Source organism: Nocardiopsis sp. N85, assembly GCF_028882275.1.
Taxonomy (GTDB): domain Bacteria; phylum Actinomycetota; class Actinomycetes; order Streptosporangiales; family Streptosporangiaceae; genus Nocardiopsis; species Nocardiopsis lambiniae.
On sequence record NZ_JARBUT010000024.1, the window covers coordinates 27,455 to 45,770 of the forward strand.

Here is an 18,316-nt window from a genome sequence, read left to right on the forward strand (position 1 = left end):
ACTCACAACTAATTGTCAACGGGGTGTCCGCGCAGCACCGCCACGCCCCCTCCGGGCAGGAGCAGGCCGTCGGCGGGCGTCTTCGACACCAGGTCCACGGCGTCCGGACCGAGGCCCAGCCGCGCCGGGTCGATCCGCAGCGACCGGTGCCCGTGGTTGGTGAGGAACACCCAGGCCCCCTGCGGCCCCACCCGGCGCACCACGTCCAGTCCCTCCTCGGGGAACGGGCCCTCTCCGGCGGCCTCGGTGAACACCCGGCCCAGCCCCCGGTCGTTCAGGTGCGCGGACACGTACCAGGCCTCACCGGCCCCGTACCGCCGCCGGGTCACGGCGGGCGACCCGTCCAGGGGGCCGCCGGCGTAGGCCGCCACCGTCTCGGCGCCCGCCAGGTGCACGTGTTCGCTCCACACGGTCACCTCCTCGCGCACCATCCCCACGTCCACCCCGGCCTTCTCGCCCTCCGCCATCGGGTGGTGCTCCTCCACCCGCACACCGAGCAGGTCGCGCAGCATCCCGGGATACCCGCCGGTGCTCACCGTGCCCGTGGGGTCGGCGATCCCGCTCAGGTACGTGACCACCAGCGTGCCGCCGTTCTCGGTGTAGCGCGCCAGCCGTTCGGCGTCGCGCTCCGACACCAGGTACAGCGACGGCACCACCAGCAGCGGGACCCGGGGCAGCTCCCGGTCGGGGCGCACGAAGTCCACCGTGCGCCCCGACCGCCACAACACCCGGTGCGTCTGGCGCACCGCCTCCAGGTAGTCCACCCGCTTCGACGGCAGCGTGGTGGCGTCCATCGCCCACCAGCTCTCCGGGTCCCAGGTGACGGCGGCGTCGGCGACCACGTCCGAGCCCACCGTCTCGGAGATGCGTCCCAGCACGTCGCCGAGCTCGCACACCTCCCGGAAGATCCGCGAGTCCGGGCCGGCGTGCGGCACCATCCCCGAGTGCCACTGCTCCGCGCCGCCCCGGGAGGCCCGCCACTGGAAGAACATCGCCCCCCGCGACCCCCGGGCGATGTGCGCCAGACTGTGCCGGGCGATCTCGCCCGGCGCCTTGGGCCGGATGATCCCGCCCGAGTAGACCACCCCGGCCGCCTGCTCCATCAACAGCCACGGGCGGCCGTCACCGCGCACCCGGTCCGCCCACGACCGGGCCAGGTCGCCGGCGAACGCCGTCTGCTCGTCCCCGGCCTCCCCGGACCGATCGGGGTAGTCGTCCACCGACACCAGGTCCACGTGCTCGGCCCACCGCCACGGGTCCACCGGCACCCAGTCGCCGAACGCCAGGTTGGTGGTCACGGGGACGTCCGGTGAGGCGGCCCGCAGCACGTCGCGCTGGTCCAGGAAGTGATCGAGCATCTCGTCCGACAGGAACCGCCGGAAGTCCAGCACGTGCGCCGGGTTGGCCAGGTACTGCGTGGCCCGAGGCGGCAGCACCTGCTCCCACTCGGTGTACCGCTGCCCCCAGAACTCGGTGGTCCACGCCCGGTTGAGCGCGTCCAGGGTGTCGTGACGGCGGCGCAGCCAGTCGCGGAAGGCGCGCGCTCCGTGCTCGGAGTAGGTCCACGTCCCGTACTCGTTGTGCACGTGCCACATCGCCAGCGCCGGATGGTGGGCGTAGCGTTCGGCGAGCGCGCTCACGATCCGCACCGAGGCCCGCCGGTAGGCGGGGGCGCACACGTCGTAGGTGTCGCGGCTGCCGTGGGTGAGCCGGGTCCCGTCGGCGTTCACGGGCAGGGCGTCGGGGTGGGCCAGCGAGAACCACGGGGGCGGCGAGGCGGTGGGGGTGGCCAGCGCCACCCGGATGCCCGCGCCGTGCAACCGGTCCAGGACCCGGTCCAGCCACACGAAGTCGTACTCGCCCTCGCGGGGCTCCAGACGCGACCAGGCGAACACCCCGACGGTGACCAGGGTGACTCCCGCCCGGCGCATGAGGTCGACGTCCTCGACGGCCGTCTCCTCGGGCCACTGCTCGGGGTTGTGATCCCCGCCGAACCACAGCGGCCGAAGGATCGGGACGGACGGCGGGGTCTGGGCGGCCATGGGGGGGACTCCTTATGTTGGTCGGACGAACGAAGTATGGCGAGGAACCCCTCCCGCACGACACCCCCCACCCCCGGGAACGACATGCCCCACGCTCACCGCGTCCGCACCCGCCACCCCGTCACCTCCTGGGAGGACGCCCTGGTCACCGGGGGCGGCCGGGTGGGGGCGCTGGTCCACTCCACCGCCGCCCGGGTCGCCCTCACCCTGTGCCACGAACGCCTCTTCCTGCCGGTCTCCGAGGCCCTGCCCGCCCCGGAGACCGCGCGGATCCTCCCCGAACTCCGGGACCTGCTGCGACGGGGGCGCTCCCGGGACGCCGCCGAGCGCATCGCGCGGTTCGCGGCGGACGAGCACCCCGGCTACGCCCGGACCCGGTGGATCGATCCGCTGGTGGGCGCCGCCGTGCTGACGTTCGCGCCCCTGCGGCCCGGCGCGGGTCCCCCGCTGCGCGCGTGCGACCCGGGGACCGGCCTGGTCTCGGAGACCCTCCCCGACGGGACCGCGCACCGCGCGGTGGCCTCCCGGCCCGACGACGTGGTGGCGGTGGAGCTGGCCTCGCCCTCGGGCCTGGACGGAACGCTGCGCCTCACCCCGCTGGAGGAGACCCCCCCGATCCCCGTCGCGGTCGACACCGACATCGCCCCCGGCCGGCTGCGGATGCGCGTCACCTTCCCCGGGAGACCGCCCGGCGCCCTGAGGGGGTACACGGTGGAGTGCGCCCTGACCGCGTCGGGCGGCGCCGTCCGACCGATGGCCGACGGTCTGGCGCTGCGCGGTGTGGAACGGCTGGAGATCGTCGCCCGGATCACCGTGGACGGCCCCGGGGGCGCGGGGACCCCTGGGCCGCCCGCCGGGACCGCGCCCCGGGGGTTCGCGGAGATCCTGGAGCGGCATCGGCCCGTGCACGGCGATCTCATGGACCGGTTCCGGATCGATCTGGCCGGGCCGCCCGCCCAGGGGACGACGCCCGCGCACCTGGCCCGCCTGGTGGACGCCGGCCGGTACGTCATCGTGTCGAGCTGCGGGGACCTGCCGCCCACCCTCCAAGGGGTGTGGAGCGGTACCTACGACCCGCCCTGGCGGTCCGGGTACACGTTCGACGGCAACCTCTTCTCGGCGGTGGCGGCCCTGCACACCACCGGCACCCCCGAGCTCATGACCCCGGTGTTCGACCTCCTGGAGGGCATGCGCGACGACCTGCGCGAGAACGCCCGCCGCCTGTACGGCTGCCGGGGGACACTGGTGCCCGCGCACGCCTCCACCTCGGGACGCCAGCAGCACTTCGGCCCGGAGTGGTGCCTGACCTGCTGGACGGCCGGGGCCGCCTGGGCGGGGCGGCTGTACTGGGACCACTACGCCCACACCCGCGATCGGGACTTCCTGCGCCGTCGGGCGCTGCCGTTCCTCACCGAGGCCGCCGAGTTCCACGAGGACTTCCTCACCGAGGAGGGGTTCCTCCCGTCGTACTCGCCGGAGAACACCCCCGCAGACGGGGACGGCCAGGCCGCCGTCAACGCCACGATGGACATCGCCGTCGTCCGCGACCTGTGCCGGAACCTGATGCGGACGCACCGCCTCCTGGGCCTGTCGGGCGGTCGCCGGTGGGCGGCCCTGGCCGCCCGCGTGCCCGGCTACCGGATCACGCCGCAGGGCGTGCTCGCCGAATGGGCGGGCCCGGCCGGACCGCTCGCCCAGACCGAACGGCACGGCCACCGGCACGCCTCCCACCTGTACCCGTTCTGGTACGAGCCCGATCCGGCGCTGGCCCCGCTCCGCGCCCGGGAGGCCGCTCGGCGCGCGGTACGGGCCCGCCTGGACTGGTGGCGGGGCGAGGACTCCGACGAGATGGCGTTCGGTCTGGTCCAGCTCGGACTGGCGGCGGCCCGGCTGGGGATGGCGTCGGAGGCGCACACCGCGCTGGGGATGCTGGCCACCCGCTACTGGCGGCCCACCCTGACCCCCACCCACAACCGGGGGGAGCTGTTCAACGTCGACATCGGCGGCGGGCTGCCCGCCGTCGTCGCGGCCATGCTGCTCGGTTCGACCGAGGGACGGATCGACCTGCTGCCCGCGCTGCCGGACACCTGGACCGAGGGGCGGGTGGAGGGGCTGCGCGGCCGGGGCGGCGTCATCGTCGACTCCCTGGAGTGGGAACGGGGGCGGGCGCACGTCCGACTGCGGTCGGTGGAACCCCGGACCGTTCTCGTCGCGCTCCCGGACGGGACCCGGAGCCGGGTGGAGTGCGATCCCCGGCAGGCCATTTCGCTGCGATTTCATAGTTTTCTCCATGCCCGGAGTCGAAGCGCTTCGAAAAAGTTCCCGTGACCCCCCTTGCCGGGCCCCCGGACGGTATCCACACTGATCGGGAATTGACACTCCGCGCCGGACCCCGGATTCCCCGGCGCGGAGTGTGACCCCCCGATTTCCGAGGAGCACCCACATGCCCTCCGTCCACCGACCCCGTGCCGGGCGATCGAGAACGCCGCTGGCGATGATCGCCGCCCTGGCCACCACCGCCTCCCTCACCGCCGTCGGCGCGGTGGCCCTCGCCACCGCCCCGGCCGCCGCCCAGGACACCTACACCTGGGACAACGTCCGCATCGCCGGTGGCGGCTTCGTCCCCGGCATCGTCTTCAACCAGACCGAACCCGACCTGGTCTACGCCCGCACCGACATCGGCGGCGCCTACCGGCTGGACCCCGCCACCGAACGCTGGACCCCCCTGCTCGACTGGGTCGACTGGGACCGGTGGGGGTGGACCGGCGTGGTCTCCCTCGCCACCGACCCCGTCGACCCCGACCGCGTCTACGCGGCCGTCGGCACCTACACCAACGACTGGGACCCGAACAACGGGGCGATCCTGCGCTCCGACGATCGGGGGGAGACCTGGGACGTCGCCGAGCTGCCGTTCAAGCTCGGCGGCAACATGCCCGGCCGCGGCCTGGGCGAACGCATGGCCGTGGACCCCAACGACAACTCGATCGTGTACTTCGGGGCCCGGGGCGGCCACGGCCTGTGGCGCAGCACCGACTTCGGGGCCACCTGGGCCGAGGTCACCGCGTTCCCCAACCCCGGCGACTACGTGGAGGACCCCGACGACGAGTGGGGGCTGCTCGACGACGTCATCGGCGTCACCTGGGTGACCTTCGACCCCGACACCGGGACCCCCGGCTCGCCCACCCAGGAGATCTACGCGGGCGTCGCCGACCTCGACGACCCCCTCTATCGCAGCACCGATGGCGGGGCCACCTGGGAGCCCGTCCCCGACGCGCCCACCGGGTACCTGCCCGCCCACGGCGTCCTGGACCATGAGGGGGACCGGCTCTACCTGGCCACCACCGACTCCCCCGGGCCCTACGACGGCGGCGCCGGCGAGGTCTGGCGGCTGGACACGGCCACCGGTGAGTGGACCGACGTCAGCCCGGCCACGGGCGAGGACGCCTACTTCGGCTATGGCGGGTTGACGATCGACCGGCAGGACCCGGACACCCTCATGGTCGCCACCCAGATCTCCTGGTGGCCCGACATCCAGATCTTCCGCAGCACCGACCGGGGGGAGACCTGGACGAAGGCGTGGGACTGGGGTTCCTACCCGGAGCGGGTCACCCGCTACGAGATGGACATCTCCACCGCCCCCTGGCTGGACTGGGGGAGTCCGGGCACCGCGCCCGAGACGCAGCCCAAGCTCGGCTGGATGACCCAGGCGATGGCCATCGACCCGTTCGACTCCGACCGGTTCCTCTACGGCACCGGCGCCACGGTGTACGGCAGCGACGAGCTGACGAACTGGGACTCCGACACGACCTTCGACATCGAGGTGAAGGCGCACGGCATCGAGGAGACCGCCGTCAACGACCTCATCAGCCCGCCCGAGGGCGCGCCCCTGCACTCGGCCCTCCTCGACCTGGGCGGGTTCACCCACGAGGACCTGGGCACGGTCCCGGACCGGGTGTTCCAGCAGCCCTCGTGGGGACACGGCACCTCGATCGACTTCGCCGAGCTGGCGCCCGCGACGATCGTCCGGACCGGCGGCGACGGCGAGGAGGCCGCCATCGGGATCTCCACGAGCGGCGGCGACTCCTGGTGGGCCGGGCAGGAGCCCGGCGGGGTGACCGGCGGCGGCACCGTCGCGGTCAACGCCGACGGCTCCCGGATCGTCTGGAGCCCCGACGGCACCGGTGTGCACGTCTCCACCACCCTGGGGTCGTCGTGGAGCGCGGCCACGGGCGTCCCGGCGGGGGCGCGGGTGGAGGCCGACCGGGTCGACCCGGACGTGTTCTACGCGGTCGCCGACGGCACGTTCCACACCAGCACGGACGGCGGGGCCACGTTCCAGGCCCGGTTCGACGGCCTGCCCGCCGAGGGCGACATCCGGTTCGGCGCGGTGCCGGGGCACGCCGGCGACGTGTGGGTGGCCGGCGGTACCGGCGACCACTACGGGATGTGGCGCACGACCGACGCCGGGGAGACCTTCGAGGCCCTCGCGGCCGTCGACGAGGGCGACGCGGTGGGCTTCGGCGCTCCCGCGCCGGGCGCGGACTACCCGGCGGTGTACACCAGCTCCAGGATCGACGGCGTGCGCGGGATCTTCCGCTCCGACGACGCCGGTGGGACCTGGGTGCGGATCAACGACGACCGTCACCAGTGGGCCTGGACCGGCGCCGTGATCACGGGCGACCCCAACGTGTACGGCCGGGTCTACATCGGCACCAACGGGCGCGGGATCGTCTACGGCGACCTCACCGACGGCGGACCGGGCACCGGGCCCACCGAGGAACCGACCGAGGGCCCCACGGAGCAGCCCACCGAGGGCCCCACGGAGGGCCCGACCGAAGGCCCCACCGAGGGTCCCGGCACCGCCGACTGCACCTGGGACTACACGGTGACCAACACCTGGCCGAGCGGCTTCCAGGCCCGCGTCACCGTCACCAACACCGGGTCGGAGGAGGTGAACGGCTGGGACCTGGCCTGGGACTTCACCGCCGGTGAGGAGATCACCAGCCTGTGGAACGCCACCCACCGCCAGGACGGGGCGTCCGTGGTCGTCTCCGACTCCGGATGGAACGCCCGCGTCGCCCCAGGGTCGTCGGTCACGGTCGGCTTCAACGGGCTCGTGGACGGCGAGCCCGGGACGCCGGAGGCCCTGACCCTCAACGGGTCGGCCTGCGACTGATCGACGGCGGTCCCGGTCGGCCGGTGGGGGCCGACCGGGACCGCCGCGCGAGGGTGCCCTTCTCCCTCTCGCCACGGGCATGTCTCCGGTACAACGGGTGTCATGCGCGAGCCGGTGACGGAGACCGTCACCGAGGTGCGTCGCCACCTCGCCGCCGCGATCGATCGCGCGTGCCGCGATCGCACGCCGACCCTCATCACACGGCGGGGCGGGTGCGTGGCCGTCCTCATCGACGCGGACGGGTACCGGCGCCTGCCCGCCGTCGAGGAGGCGGCCGAGGACGCCCGGCTTCACCGCCTCGCGGACGAGGCCGGGCGGCGGGGGACGCGAACGGTCCATCCCCTCGGAGGAGATGGACCGTGGACCCGGCGAGGCGTGTGGGGAGCGGGACCCCGGGCGCGTCAGCCCTTGACGGCGCCGATGATGACGCCCTTGGTGAAGTGCTTCTGCACCAGTGGGTAGATGATCGTGACCGGCACCAGCGCCACCACCACGATCGCCATCTGCACCGCCAGGTTCGGCGCCGAGGCGGTGCCCTGGACCGCGTTCCCGATCAGCGAGTTCGAACTGATCTGCTGGCCCTGCTGCACGTACTGGCGCAGGATCAGCTGGAGCGGCCACTTGGCGTTGTCGTTGATGTACAGGATCGCGTTGAAGAAGGCGTTCCAGTAGCCCACCGCGTAGAACAGCCCCACCACCGCCGTGACCCCCTTGGACATCGGCAGCACCAGACGGGTGAGGATCGTCCACTCCCCGGCCCCGTCGATCCGGGCGCTGTCGGCGATCTCTCCGGGCAGGTTCATGAAGAACGCCCGCATCACCACCAGGTTGAAGGCGTTCACCGCCGTCGGCAGGATCAGCGACGCGTACGAGTCGATCAGCCCCAGGTCGCTGACCAGCAGGTACAGCGGGATCATGCCCGGCGCGAACAGGAACGTCAGCAGCACGGCGAACAGCAGGGGCCGGTGCAGCAGGGACCCCGGCCGGGACAGCCCGTAGGCGGCCAGGATCGTCGCGGTCAGGCTCACCAGGGTGCCCACGGCGGTGACGCCCAGGCTCACCAGGACGGCCCGGGTCACCACGCCCCCCGAGAACAGGTCGGCGTAGGCCCGGAACGAGATCCCGCCCGGGACCACGACCAGGCCGCCCGCCGCGTTGACCGCCGACGCGGGCGACAGGCTGGTGAGGACCACGACGTAGATCGGCAACAGGATGACGACCGTGACCACCGCCAGGACGGTGTTCTTCGCGGCGCGGGCCGGCAGCGACGGCCGTTCCGCCCAGACCGGGCGGCTCTCGAACAGTGTGCTCATGAGCGTCGGTACACCCCGTGTTCGCCCATCAGGTGGGCCATCTTGTTGGCGATCAGGATCAGCACGAGTCCGACGACGCCCTTGATCAGGCCCGCCGCCGCGCCCGCGCTGAAGTTCCCCGTGACCAGGGTCTGGTGGTAGACGTACGTGTCCAGGACCTCCGAGACCCCCGATCCGAAGGCGTCCCGTTGCAGGTAGAACTGCTCGAACCCGACGTTGAGGATGTCCCCGAGCTTGAGGATGAGCAGCAGCACGATCACCGGCCGCAGCCCCGGCAGGGTGATGTGCCACATCCGCCGCCACCGCCCCGCCCCGTCCACGGCCGCCGACTCGTAGAGGTTCTGGTCGATGGCGGCCAGGGCGGCCAGGAAGATGATCGTGCCCCACCCGGCGTCCTTCCAGACCATCTGGGAGGTGACGACCATCAGGAACGCGTCGGGGTTGGTCATCATGTCCAGCGGCGCGTACCCGGCGCCCCGCAGGGACTGCGAGATCAGCCCGGCCCCGCCCAGGATCTGCTGGAACAGGGTCACCACCAGCACCCACGAGAAGAAGTGCGGCATGTACACGATGCTCTGGAGCACCAGCCGCATCCGGCGGCTCAGCACGCTGTCCAGCAGGATCGCCAGCGCGATCGGCACCGGGAAGAAGAACACCAGCTGGACGGAGGCGATGACCAGGGTGTTGCCCACCGCGTTCCAGAACCTGGGGTCGGTGAACAGCCGCTCGAACTGGTAGAGGCCCACCCAGGGACTGCCGACGACCCCGTCCCACGGGTTGTACTGCTGGAACGCGATGACGTTGCCGAGCGTGGGGACGTAGTGGAACACCGCGAGCAGCCCGATCGCGGGCACCGTCATCAGCAGCAGCGAACGGTCGCGCCGCCACCGGGCCCGCAGGGAGGCCCCCCGCCCGGGGCGGCCCGTCCCCCGCCGCCGGGCGGGAGGGGAGGGCCGGTCCGGGGCGGGGGCCACCGCGGTGGCCCGCTCAGTCACGGCCGTGCTCCTGGAGCACGCCGAGGTAGAAGTCGCGCCCCTCGTCGCCGCCGTCGCGCCGCCAGTCCGCGACGGCCCGGTCCAGCGCGTCCAGGTCCTCCCGGCCGCGGATGACGTCCTCGACCTTGTCGGTGAGCGGCGTCTCGGCCCCGGCGAAGCGCTCGGGCCGCTGGATGCGGATGCCCGCGAACGGGTCCTCCTCGGAGAACCGCGCCGCGTGGTTGTACCAGGCGGTCTTCCACGGCACGAAGTCCGGATACTGGCTCTCGGTGATGGCGGGCGGTCGGCCGCTGATGAAGTAGTAGCCGTCGTTGACCTCGCCCGCGCCCAGGTCGGTGAGCTGCGGGGCGCCGTTGTCGTCGAGTTCGTGGTGGACGCCCTCGGCGCCGTACCGGTAGTCCATGTACTCGCGGGTGCCGAAGGGCGCCGCGCAGAAGTTCAGGATGCCCAGCACCTCCTCGATCTGCTCGGGCTCCAGGCCCTTGCGGACGAAGACCGACTGCGCGGAGGGGTCGCCGCGGTGCATGACGGGGTCGGACCCGCCCGCCCCGAACACCGGCATCAGGTCCACGCGGAAGTCGGGGTCGTCCCCGAGCATCTGCCCGTACGACTCGTGCCAGGCGCCGATGCCGTCCTGGTTGAACAGGATGCGGCCGGAGTTGAACAGTTCCTTGGCGTTGTCGCCCTTGGCGACGATGTCGGGGTGGACCAGGCCGGCGTCGAAGATCTTGCGCATGAACTCCACGCTCGCCCGCCACTCGTCGGTCTCGAACATGTGGATGAGCTCGCCGTTCCGGTAGCGCCATTGCTTGGGCGCCCCGAAGATCTGCCGCATGCTGAGGTTGAAGTCCCCGAACGCCCACCGGTCGTTGTCGGGGTCGTTGATCTCCTCCCCGATCGCGAACAGGTCGTCCGGGTCGGTGGGCGCCTCCAGGCCCAACTCCTCCAACAGGTCGCGCCGGTACAGCACCCAGTTGCCGAACGGCTCGGCGGGCCAGGGGACGCCCTGGAGCCGCTCGTTGAAGACGTTCCAGCGCCAGGCGTCGCCGTCGAGGTTGGCGAGCAGCGGATAGGCGGCCGCCGCGTCCCCGGCCAGGTGCGGGGTCAGGTCCTCGAACAGCTCGCCGACGGCGCGGTTGAACTGGGGGATGAGGTTGATGACCCAGTCGGGGAACATCGTGAGGTCGGCGACGTCGCGTCCGGCGATGATCGCGTTCATCTTGTCGATGACGGTGTTGCCGTCCTGGAAGTTGAACTCCACGGTGGCGCCCAGGCGCTCGTTGACGTGGTCGAAGAAGGAGTTGTTCCCCAGGCCGGGCGGGAGCGGCCCCCACAGCGGGGTCATCGCCGTGTAGCTCCCGCCCCGGCCGGGCGGCTCTTGGACGGCCTGGATGAAATCGGTGGGGTAGGAGGTGAACCCGTCGGGGGCGCCGTGCAGTCCCTCGATGTCGGGGACGACGCCCTCGAAGGGGATGTGGGTGGGGATCAGTGAGTCGAGGGATCCGGCCTCGGAGGCGGAGCCCCCGCCCGCTCCACCGCCGTCGGAGGAGCAGGAGGCCAGGACGGCCGGGGAGAGCGCGGCGAGGGTACCGGCGCCGGCGAGCCCGAGGAAACGGCGTCGGGTGGGGCGTGGAGGGTGGAGGGACATAGCGTCGTTCCTTCGTGCGATCGGACCGGAGTCCCGGGGGGGTAGGAAACGAGCGGCCATTTTGCTATGAATTATTCGGCCGTTTGAAAAAGCAAGTTAGCCCACTGTGATGTGGCGCACAAGGGCTCGGCGGCGAACGAAGTCGAAGCGTTTCGATTTCGGCGGACATTGACACCCATGAGAGACGGACGCCCCATGAGCAACCCGGTCACCGACCACCCCCACCACGACCCTTCCCGGTCGGACCGCGAACGCTTGGAGGCCCTGGTGGCCGCGCTCACCGGCGAGGAGCGGCTCGGCCTGCTCCACCAGTACCAGGCACCCGTCCCACGGCTCGGTCTGGCCGGGTTCCGCACCGGTACCGAGGCCCTGCACGGGCTCGCCTGGCTGGGCACCGCGACCGTCTTCCCCCAGGCCCTGGGGTTGGCCGCGACCTGGGACCCCGACCTGGTGCGGCGGGTCGGCGCGGCCGTCGCCGACGAGGTGCTGGCCGCCCGCGACCGGGGCGCCGGCCGCAACGTGTGGGCTCCCGTGGTCAACCCGCTGCGCGACCCCCGCTGGGGCCGCAACGAGGAGGGATGGTCGGAGGACCCGTGGCTCACCGGGCTGCTCGCCACCGCCTACGCCCGGGGGCTGGCCGGAGACGGTCCCCGGCTGCGCACCGCCCCCACGCTCAAGCACTTCCTCGGCTACAACAACGAGACCGACCGGTGCACCACCTCCAGCGGCCTGCCGCCCCGCGTGCTGTACGAGTACGAGCTGCCCGCCTTCCTGCCCGCCCTGCGCGAGGGCGCGGCCGTCGCGGTCATGCCCTCCTACAACCTGGTCAACGGGCGGCCCGCCCACCTGAGCCCGCTCATCGACGAGGTCCTGCGCACCGCCGCCCCCGACGAACTGCTCCTGGTCAGCGACGCCATGGCCCCCGGCAACCTCTTCGAGCTCCAGGTGTTCCACCCCGACGGGCCCACGGCGTACGCCCACGCGCTGCGGGCCGGACTGGACTCCTTCACCCAGGACGACGACCGTCCCGAGGAGACCCTCGAACACCTGCGGGAGGCGCTGCGGCGCGGACTGCTCACCGAGGCCGACGTCGAACGGGCGGTCCGGCACGCGCTCTCGGTGCGGTTGCGGTTGGGCGAGTTCGATCCCGACCCCGTCCCCGAGGGCGCCCTGGACACCCCGGAGCACCGCGCCCTGGCCCGGGAGTCGGCCGCCCGCTCCCTGGTGCTGCTCCGCAACGAGGACGGTCTGCTGCCGCTGCGCGACGTGCGCCGGGTCGCCGTCATCGGTCCGCTCTCCGACACCGTCCTGACGGACTGGTACAGCGGCACCCCGCCCTACACCGTCACCGCGCGCGGGGGCATCACCGAACGCGTCGAGGTCGTCCACCACGAGGGCGTCGACCGGATCCGGCTGTCGTCCCTGGTCATGTCGGTGATCGAACCCGAGGAGAGGGGGCCGCTGCGGCTCGGGAAGGGCGACGGGGACGCGTTCGCGGTCCTGGACTGGGGCGGCGGGGCGCTGACCCTGCGCTCCGACCGCACCGGGCTGCACCTCGACGAGGCGCCCGACGGGACACTGGCCTGCACCGCCCCCGGACCCGGCACCTGGGAGGTGCGCCAGACCTTCCGCCTGGAGGAGGTCACGGAGGCCGGCGGCTCCGAGGGCCCCTACCACCTGGTCCAGATCCACACCGGCCGGTACGTCGGCGTGCGCGGCGACGGGACGCTGTCCCTGGTCGAGGACGCGGCGGACGCCTGCCCGTTCTGGATCGACCGGGTCTCCTCCGGGTCGCTCGAAGCGGCCCGGCTGGCCGCCACCGCCGACGTCGCCGTGGTGGTCGTGGGCGACCACCCCATGGTCAACGGGCGCGAGACCGAGGACCGCGCCGACCTCGAACTCCCCGCCGCGCAGCGGAACCTGATCCGCATGGTGCGCTCGGCCAACCCCGCCACCGTGCTGGTGGTGAGCAGCGGGTACCCGTTCGCGATCACCTGGGCCGCCGAGCACGTCCCCGCGATCCTGTGGTCGGCGCACGGCGGCCAGGAGTACGGCCGGGCCCTCGCCGACGTGCTGTTCGGGGACACGGAGCCCGTCGGACGGCTCACCCAGACCTGGTACCGCTCCGCCGGCGACCTGCCCGACCTCCTCGACTACGACATCATCGGCTCCGGCGGCACCTACCTGTACTTCGAGGGCGATCCGCTGTACCCGTTCGGCCACGGCCTGGGCTACGCCGAACCCGTCTACGGCGATCCGGAGGTCACGGTCACCGGCGACCGGGTGACGGTGACCGTGCCCGTCACCAACCCCGGGGATCGGCCGCTGGAGGAGGTCGTGCAGATCTACACGCGCCAGGCCGCGTCCCGGGTGCGGGTGCCGCTGAAGGCGCTGCGCGGGTTCGCCCGCCTGCGCCTGGAGCCGGGGGAGACCGCCACCGCCGAGGTGGACTTCGCCGTCGCCGACCTGGCCCGCTGGGACACCGTCGACGACCGGCCCATCGTGGAGGACGCCCCCCGCGAGGTCCTGGTGGGCCGCTCCGCCGCGGACATCCGGGGAACCGCCCCGCTCGACGTCCCCGGCGAGTCGCCCGCGGTCCGCCGCGGCACCTGGTCGGCCGCCGGATACGAGGAGACCCGCGGCACCGCCCTGTGCCCGCTGACCCCCGAACGCGGCGACGCGGTGCGCGCCGTGGACGAGGGCGCGTGGATCCGGTTCCGCGACGTGGACCTCGGCACCGGGGTGACCGGTTGCCGGGTCCTCGCCAACGCGGACCGGCCCGCCGTGCTGCGGGCGGTGCTCGACGACCCGTACTCGGGTCCGACCCTGGCGGTCCTGCGCGTCCCGAAGGGCGACGACCCCCACGACTTCGCGGAGGTCGAGGCCGACGCCCTCGTCGCCGTCGGGGTCCGCGACCTCTACCTGGTCTGCGACACCCCGGGGGCCGCCGTCGCCGCCGTCACCCTCACCGGGTGACGCGCACCGTCTCGATCCAGGAGGGGGGCTCCGGCGGGGTCTCCCCGATCAGGGCCGCGACCACCCGGGCCGAGGCGGGCTCGGACGGCCACGGCGTTTCCCCGTCGGTGAGCACGATGACCACCTGCGGGCGTTGCGGGGCGCGCAGCGCCGCCTCGATGCCGACCCGCATGTCGGTGCCTCCGCCGCCCAGCAGCTCCACCTGGTCGGCGGAGGTCACCCGGCGGGCCGCGTGCACGTCGGCGTCGCAGGCCAGCACGGACACCCGCTCCTTGCCCACGCCCACCTCCTTGAGCACGCCGGAGATCTCGGCCAGCGCCGCCGCCAGGTCGTCCTGGCCCATGGACCCGGAGGTGTCCACCACCACCGCCACCCGGGGCAGCGGGCGGCGCAGGCTCGGCAGGACCACCCCGCGCAGCGCCCCGCTGCGCCGGGAGGGACGGGAGTAGGTGTAGTCCACCGCGCCCCCGGCCCAGGCGAGCGCCTCGCGCACCGCCCCCGCCAGTACCCGGCGCCAGTCCACGGTGGGCTGGAGGATCTCCTCGGCCCACCGCTTCCAGCCCTCCGGCAGGGTCCCCCGGGAGCGCACGTGGGAGCGCATCGCCTCGGCGGTGGACCGGCGCAGCGCCTCGGCCTCCACGTCGCCGACCCCTCCGCGGGCGTCGCCCGACTCCTCCCAGGGGCGGGCCGCGCCGTGCGCCCCCGACCCGCAGTCGAGGGTCCTCACCTCCTCGGGCAGCATCCGCAGGTACGCCTCGAACATCAGCCCGTCCGGCATGTCGAACCGCTTCGGGCTCATCGTCCCCTCGGGCAGGTCCAGCCCGTCGGCGAGGAGGTCGTCGTTGATCTCGCAGTCCTGGGCCACGTTGACCCGCAGGTGGTCGCGCTGCTCGGCGGCGGGCAGCCGGTCGCTCCGCCCGTGGTGGTCGCGCAGCAGGTGGGACACCTCGTGGACCCACACACCCGACAGCTCCGGGACGGGGGTGCGCGCCACGAAGTCCGGCGACACGTAGCACCGCCACCGGCGGTCCACGCCCATGGTGGGCACCCGACGGGTCTCCACGACGGACAGCGAGTACAGCGCGGACGCCAGGTAGGGGCGGGCCTGGGCGGCCCGGTAGCGGGCCGCCAGCAGTTTGGTCCGGTCCAGCCGGACCACCTCTTCCTCGCCCACCGGATCAGCTCCCCGGCAGCGCGCCGGACAGCCGCAGCAGGTCCACGAAGGCGTCGATGTCCTCGGGCACCGGCCAGGCCGGGTCGCGCATCATCGCCAGGTCGGTGGCGGCCCGCGCGGCCACGTCGGGCACCCCCGCCTCCACGGCCTTGGCCATCACGTGCCAGCCCGCCTCCCAGCGGCGCCGGGTCGGCTCGCTGCGCACCGCCGACACCACGGCGGTCAGGAACGCCAGCTGCCGGTCGCCCCGGTCGGGGAGCGCGAACGCCTTCGGGTCGGCGAGCACCCGGTTCGGGTCGGGCAGGTCGAGCTGTTCCATGTAGGACAGCAGCTCCAAGCCGGTCCCGTCGCCGATCGCGCCGACCACCGCCGACGAGGTCGCCTCCGGGGAGGCGTCGGCGGCGTACGCGGTGGCCAGCAGCCGCAGCACCATCTCCCAGGAGCGCGGGGACGGCCATGCGCCGCCCCGCCCCTCGGCGTCCTCGGGCAGGCTGTGCGCCAGACCGGGGCGGGCGGTGAGGAAGCCGGACACGATCCCGCGCGCCCGAGCGATCGCCGTGGACACCCGGTCGGGGGCGACCAGCGGCATCGACGCGGCGGGCCACACCCCGGTCATGCCGCGGGCGACGGTCCGGGGGTCGTGCGTCCAGCGCAGGTGTACGAACCGGTTGGCCAGCGGCGGGGCCAGGTGCCAGCCGTCGGCGGCGCTGGAGGGCGGGTTGGCGGCGGCCACGATCCGCACCGCCGGGGGCAGCTCCAGGCTGCCGACCCGGCGTTCGAGGACCACCCGCAGCAGGGCCGCCTGAACGGCGGGCGGAGCGGAGGACAGCTCGTCGAAGAACAGCAGCCCGGTGCCCCGCGCGGCCAGCCGCACCGCCCACGCCGGGGGCGCCATGGGCACGCCGTCGCGGGCCGGGTCGTCGCCGACCACGGGCAGGCCGGAGAAGTCGGAGGGCTCGTGGACGCTGGCGATCACGGTCTCCAGCGGCAGTCCCAGCTCGGTGGCGAGCCGCTCCAGCCCGGCGGACTTGCCGATGCCGGGCTCGCCCCACAGCAGGACGGGCAGGTTGGCGGTGACCGCCAGGGCCAGCGCCTCCAGCTGGGGGTTCTCGGCGGGCTCGGTCCGCCGGTCGAGGAGCTGTCGGGTGAGGTCGTCGGCTGCCGCCAACGGCGCCGGTGTGTCGGTGATGGTCACGTTCTCTTCCGATGATCGCTCGGGGATTCCGGTTCGCGCAGCAGATCCTCCCAGGGGCCGGGGACGGAATAGCGCTTTTCCTCCAGGTTCCGGCGGATCAACGCCTCCAGGGAGGTGGGGGCCCTCCAGCCCGTGCCGATCCGGTCGGTGCGCGCCCCGGCCGCCACGAGCGCCCGGACCAGGGGAAAGGTGTCGTCGTACCGGATCGCCCGGTTCAACGGGGTGTCCCCGGGTGACGGGGCGTCGTCGATGTCGAGTCCGGCGTCGAGCAGACGCGGCAGCAGGACGCGGTGGTCCACATGGGTGAGGTGGTGGAGCAGGGAGTCCCCCTCCCCGTTGCGGACGTGGGGGTCGCCGCCCGCGTCGAGGTAGGCCAGGACGGCCTCGGCGTCCCCGTGCAGGATGTGCTCGAAGAGCGCCGCCCGGTGGGCGCGCAGCGCCTTGGGCAGCCGTCCGCGTCCGGTGGCCCAGGCGGTGGCGACCGCGAAGCAGCCGGTGCTCCTCCCGCCCAGGGCGCTCAGGGCCGCCTCGCGGTGGCGTTCCTCCTCGGTGTGCGGGATGGCCGGACCGCCGCTCGCGAGGACGACGGTGTGCCACTCCCTTCCACAGCGCACCCGGACCGGCCCGAGGGGTTCCCACGGGGGCGGGCCGACGGGACCGTCGGCGGGCGGTCGCGCGGGGGCGAGGGCCTCGCGCACGACGGGGTGGAGGTGATCGGGGGACACACCGGACAGGACCGCGTCGACGTCCGGCGGGAACTCCCACGGCACTTCGGCCGGAGCCCGGTCCGCGGGCTTCGCGGGGAGGGGCTCCATGGACGGCGGGCCCGGTGCGGAGCCCGGCACGAAGCGCACCCGTCCGTGCAGGCCGATGTCCCCGGGCACGGCCCCGGAAACGAAGAGGTGGGCGGCCTCCAGGGCGATCCGGGCCGGCGAGACCCCCGTCCACATCCACCGCCGGGTCCGCGTCCACTCCTCCTCGGGCATCCCGATGCCGGCGGCGGCGAACGCCTCGGTGACGCGCCCGGCCCGGTGAAGGCCCTCGATCCATTCGGTGCGGGCGGCGGGGTCGCCGGTTCCGGGGTCGGCGGTGGGGAGTTCGTCGGGGGCGCGGGGCGTGCCGTCGGGGTGCAGGAACGGTGCTCGGTCGGGTCCGCCGCCCCAGCGCTCGCGGGTCTCGTGGACGTGCCGCGCGTCCCAGAGGTAGCGGGCCGCCGTCCACGACCGGGGGCGGGGCCGGACGCGGGACGGGCGCACCCCCAGCGCGTCGTACACGTCATCGGCCAGGGCGAGGGTGAGGCGCTGCGGCGCCACGATCGCGTGCCGCAGGGGGAGCACGACGAGCCAGGGGCCCGTGTCCCGCCCAGGCCGGGACAGGACCACGGGGACGTCGGAGTCCACCGACGTGCGGTCCACGGCCGGATACCGGGGGAAGTGCCAGCGGACCAGGTCGGGGGCCAGGTGGTGGAGGTCGTCGAGGAGGGCCTCGGCGAACTCCGCGCCGCGCTCACGGCGCACGGCGTCGAGGTCGAGGGCGACGTCCGTGTTCGCGGCGGCGCAGGCGCCGCGCCAGTCCCCGGCGAGGCGGCGTTCGGTGGCGCGCTCGATCATGGCGCGCGGCACCGCGTACCGCCGGATCCGCCGCGCCCGCGCGGCCCGCTCCGGGTGGTGCGACTCCGATCCGGGGCGGCGATTCGAGGACTTCACGAGCGTGTTCCCTCCATCGGCGCGTCCCACGCGCGCCGTTCGTTCCCGGACATCCTTTCGTGCGCTCCCGGAGTCTCGCACGGCCTTTTCC

11 protein-coding genes are annotated in these 18,316 nt (G+C 73.5%); 4 read left to right on the forward strand and 7 right to left on the reverse strand.

The annotated features are described in order from the left end of the window. Positions 1-8: 8 nt before the first annotated feature. Entirely contained in the window at positions 9-2,042 is a 2,034-nt protein-coding gene (locus PWG71_RS25085) for a beta-galactosidase (protein ID WP_274812465.1), read from the reverse strand. A gap of 84 nt (positions 2,043-2,126) precedes the next feature. Here PWG71_RS25085 and PWG71_RS25090 point away from each other — a divergent pair, with 84 nt between their 5' ends. The 3 genes from PWG71_RS25090 (at position 2,127) to PWG71_RS25100 (ending at position 7,680) form a co-directional block, all read left to right on the forward strand. Further along, a complete protein-coding gene (locus PWG71_RS25090; RefSeq protein WP_274812466.1) occupies positions 2,127-4,370 on the forward strand; it encodes a glycosyl hydrolase family 95 catalytic domain-containing protein in 2,244 nt (747 codons plus the stop codon). A gap of 115 nt (positions 4,371-4,485) precedes the next feature. Continuing rightward, positions 4,486-7,218, forward strand: coding sequence for a cellulose binding domain-containing protein (locus tag PWG71_RS25095; protein WP_274812467.1), 2,733 nt, complete (start codon positions 4,486-4,488; stop codon positions 7,216-7,218). A 102-nt stretch (positions 7,219-7,320) separates the two neighbouring features. After that, the gene (locus tag PWG71_RS25100) at positions 7,321-7,680 is read left to right on the forward strand and encodes a type II toxin-antitoxin system Phd/YefM family antitoxin (protein ID WP_274812468.1); all 360 of its coding nucleotides are present in this window, start codon (positions 7,321-7,323) and stop codon (positions 7,678-7,680) included. On the opposite strand, the gene PWG71_RS25105 is transcribed toward PWG71_RS25100, so the two are convergent. Genes PWG71_RS25105 through PWG71_RS25115 form a run of 3 tightly spaced genes read right to left on the reverse strand, consistent with a single transcriptional unit; the run spans position 7,620 to position 11,174 of the window. After that, the gene (locus PWG71_RS25105) at positions 7,620-8,531 is read right to left on the reverse strand and encodes a carbohydrate ABC transporter permease (protein WP_274812469.1); all 912 of its coding nucleotides are present in this window, start codon (positions 8,529-8,531) and stop codon (positions 7,620-7,622) included. The two genes, PWG71_RS25100 and PWG71_RS25105, sit on opposite strands and share 61 nt — an antisense overlap. Continuing rightward, a complete protein-coding gene (locus PWG71_RS25110; RefSeq protein WP_274812470.1) occupies positions 8,528-9,526 on the reverse strand; it encodes an ABC transporter permease in 999 nt (332 codons plus the stop codon). Before PWG71_RS25110 ends, PWG71_RS25105 begins: the two co-directional genes overlap by 4 nt. Then, on the reverse strand, positions 9,519-11,174 hold the full coding sequence (locus PWG71_RS25115) for an extracellular solute-binding protein (protein WP_274812471.1): 1,656 nt from the start codon (positions 11,172-11,174) through the stop codon (positions 9,519-9,521). Before PWG71_RS25115 ends, PWG71_RS25110 begins: the two co-directional genes overlap by 8 nt. Positions 11,175-11,369: 195 nt before the next feature. On the opposite strand from PWG71_RS25115, the gene PWG71_RS25120 reads away from it, so the two are divergent. Next, positions 11,370-14,150 carry a glycoside hydrolase family 3 protein gene (locus PWG71_RS25120; RefSeq protein ID WP_274812472.1) on the forward strand — a complete coding sequence of 927 codons (2,781 nt, stop codon included), beginning with the start codon at positions 11,370-11,372 and terminating at the stop codon, positions 14,148-14,150. Here the strand turns inward: PWG71_RS25120 and PWG71_RS25125 are convergent. From PWG71_RS25125 to PWG71_RS25135, 3 genes are read right to left on the reverse strand one after another with little or no spacing between them, the layout of a single operon-like run. Beyond that, a complete protein-coding gene (locus PWG71_RS25125; protein ID WP_274812473.1) occupies positions 14,140-15,324 on the reverse strand; it encodes a vWA domain-containing protein in 1,185 nt (394 codons plus the stop codon). The genes PWG71_RS25120 and PWG71_RS25125 overlap by 11 nt on opposite strands. A gap of 4 nt (positions 15,325-15,328) precedes the next feature. Beyond that, on the reverse strand, positions 15,329-16,519 hold the full coding sequence (locus tag PWG71_RS25130) for an AAA family ATPase (RefSeq protein ID WP_274812474.1): 1,191 nt from the start codon (positions 16,517-16,519) through the stop codon (positions 15,329-15,331). After that, positions 16,516-18,225, reverse strand: a complete 1,710-nt coding sequence (locus PWG71_RS25135) for a hypothetical protein (protein ID WP_274812475.1) — start codon at positions 18,223-18,225, stop codon at positions 16,516-16,518. Before PWG71_RS25135 ends, PWG71_RS25130 begins: the two co-directional genes overlap by 4 nt. Positions 18,226-18,316: the final 91 nt, after the last annotated feature.

What these genes read in the sequence shown, in the direction of transcription:
- PWG71_RS25095 (WP_274812467.1), top strand. Translation starts at nt 4,486, where the DNA reads ATGCCCTCCGTCCACCGACCCCGTGCCGGGCGATCGAGAACGCCGCTG.
- PWG71_RS25090 (WP_274812466.1), top strand. Translation starts at nt 2,127, where the DNA reads ATGCCCCACGCTCACCGCGTCCGCACCCGCCACCCCGTCACCTCCTGG.
- PWG71_RS25100 (WP_274812468.1), top strand. Translation starts at nt 7,321, where the DNA reads ATGCGCGAGCCGGTGACGGAGACCGTCACCGAGGTGCGTCGCCACCTC.
- PWG71_RS25085 (WP_274812465.1), bottom strand. Translation starts at nt 2,042, where the DNA reads ATGGCCGCCCAGACCCCGCCGTCCGTCCCGATCCTTCGGCCGCTGTGG.
- PWG71_RS25120 (WP_274812472.1), top strand. Translation starts at nt 11,370, where the DNA reads ATGAGCAACCCGGTCACCGACCACCCCCACCACGACCCTTCCCGGTCG.
- PWG71_RS25105 (WP_274812469.1), bottom strand. Translation starts at nt 8,531, where the DNA reads ATGAGCACACTGTTCGAGAGCCGCCCGGTCTGGGCGGAACGGCCGTCG.
- PWG71_RS25115 (WP_274812471.1), bottom strand. Translation starts at nt 11,174, where the DNA reads ATGTCCCTCCACCCTCCACGCCCCACCCGACGCCGTTTCCTCGGGCTC.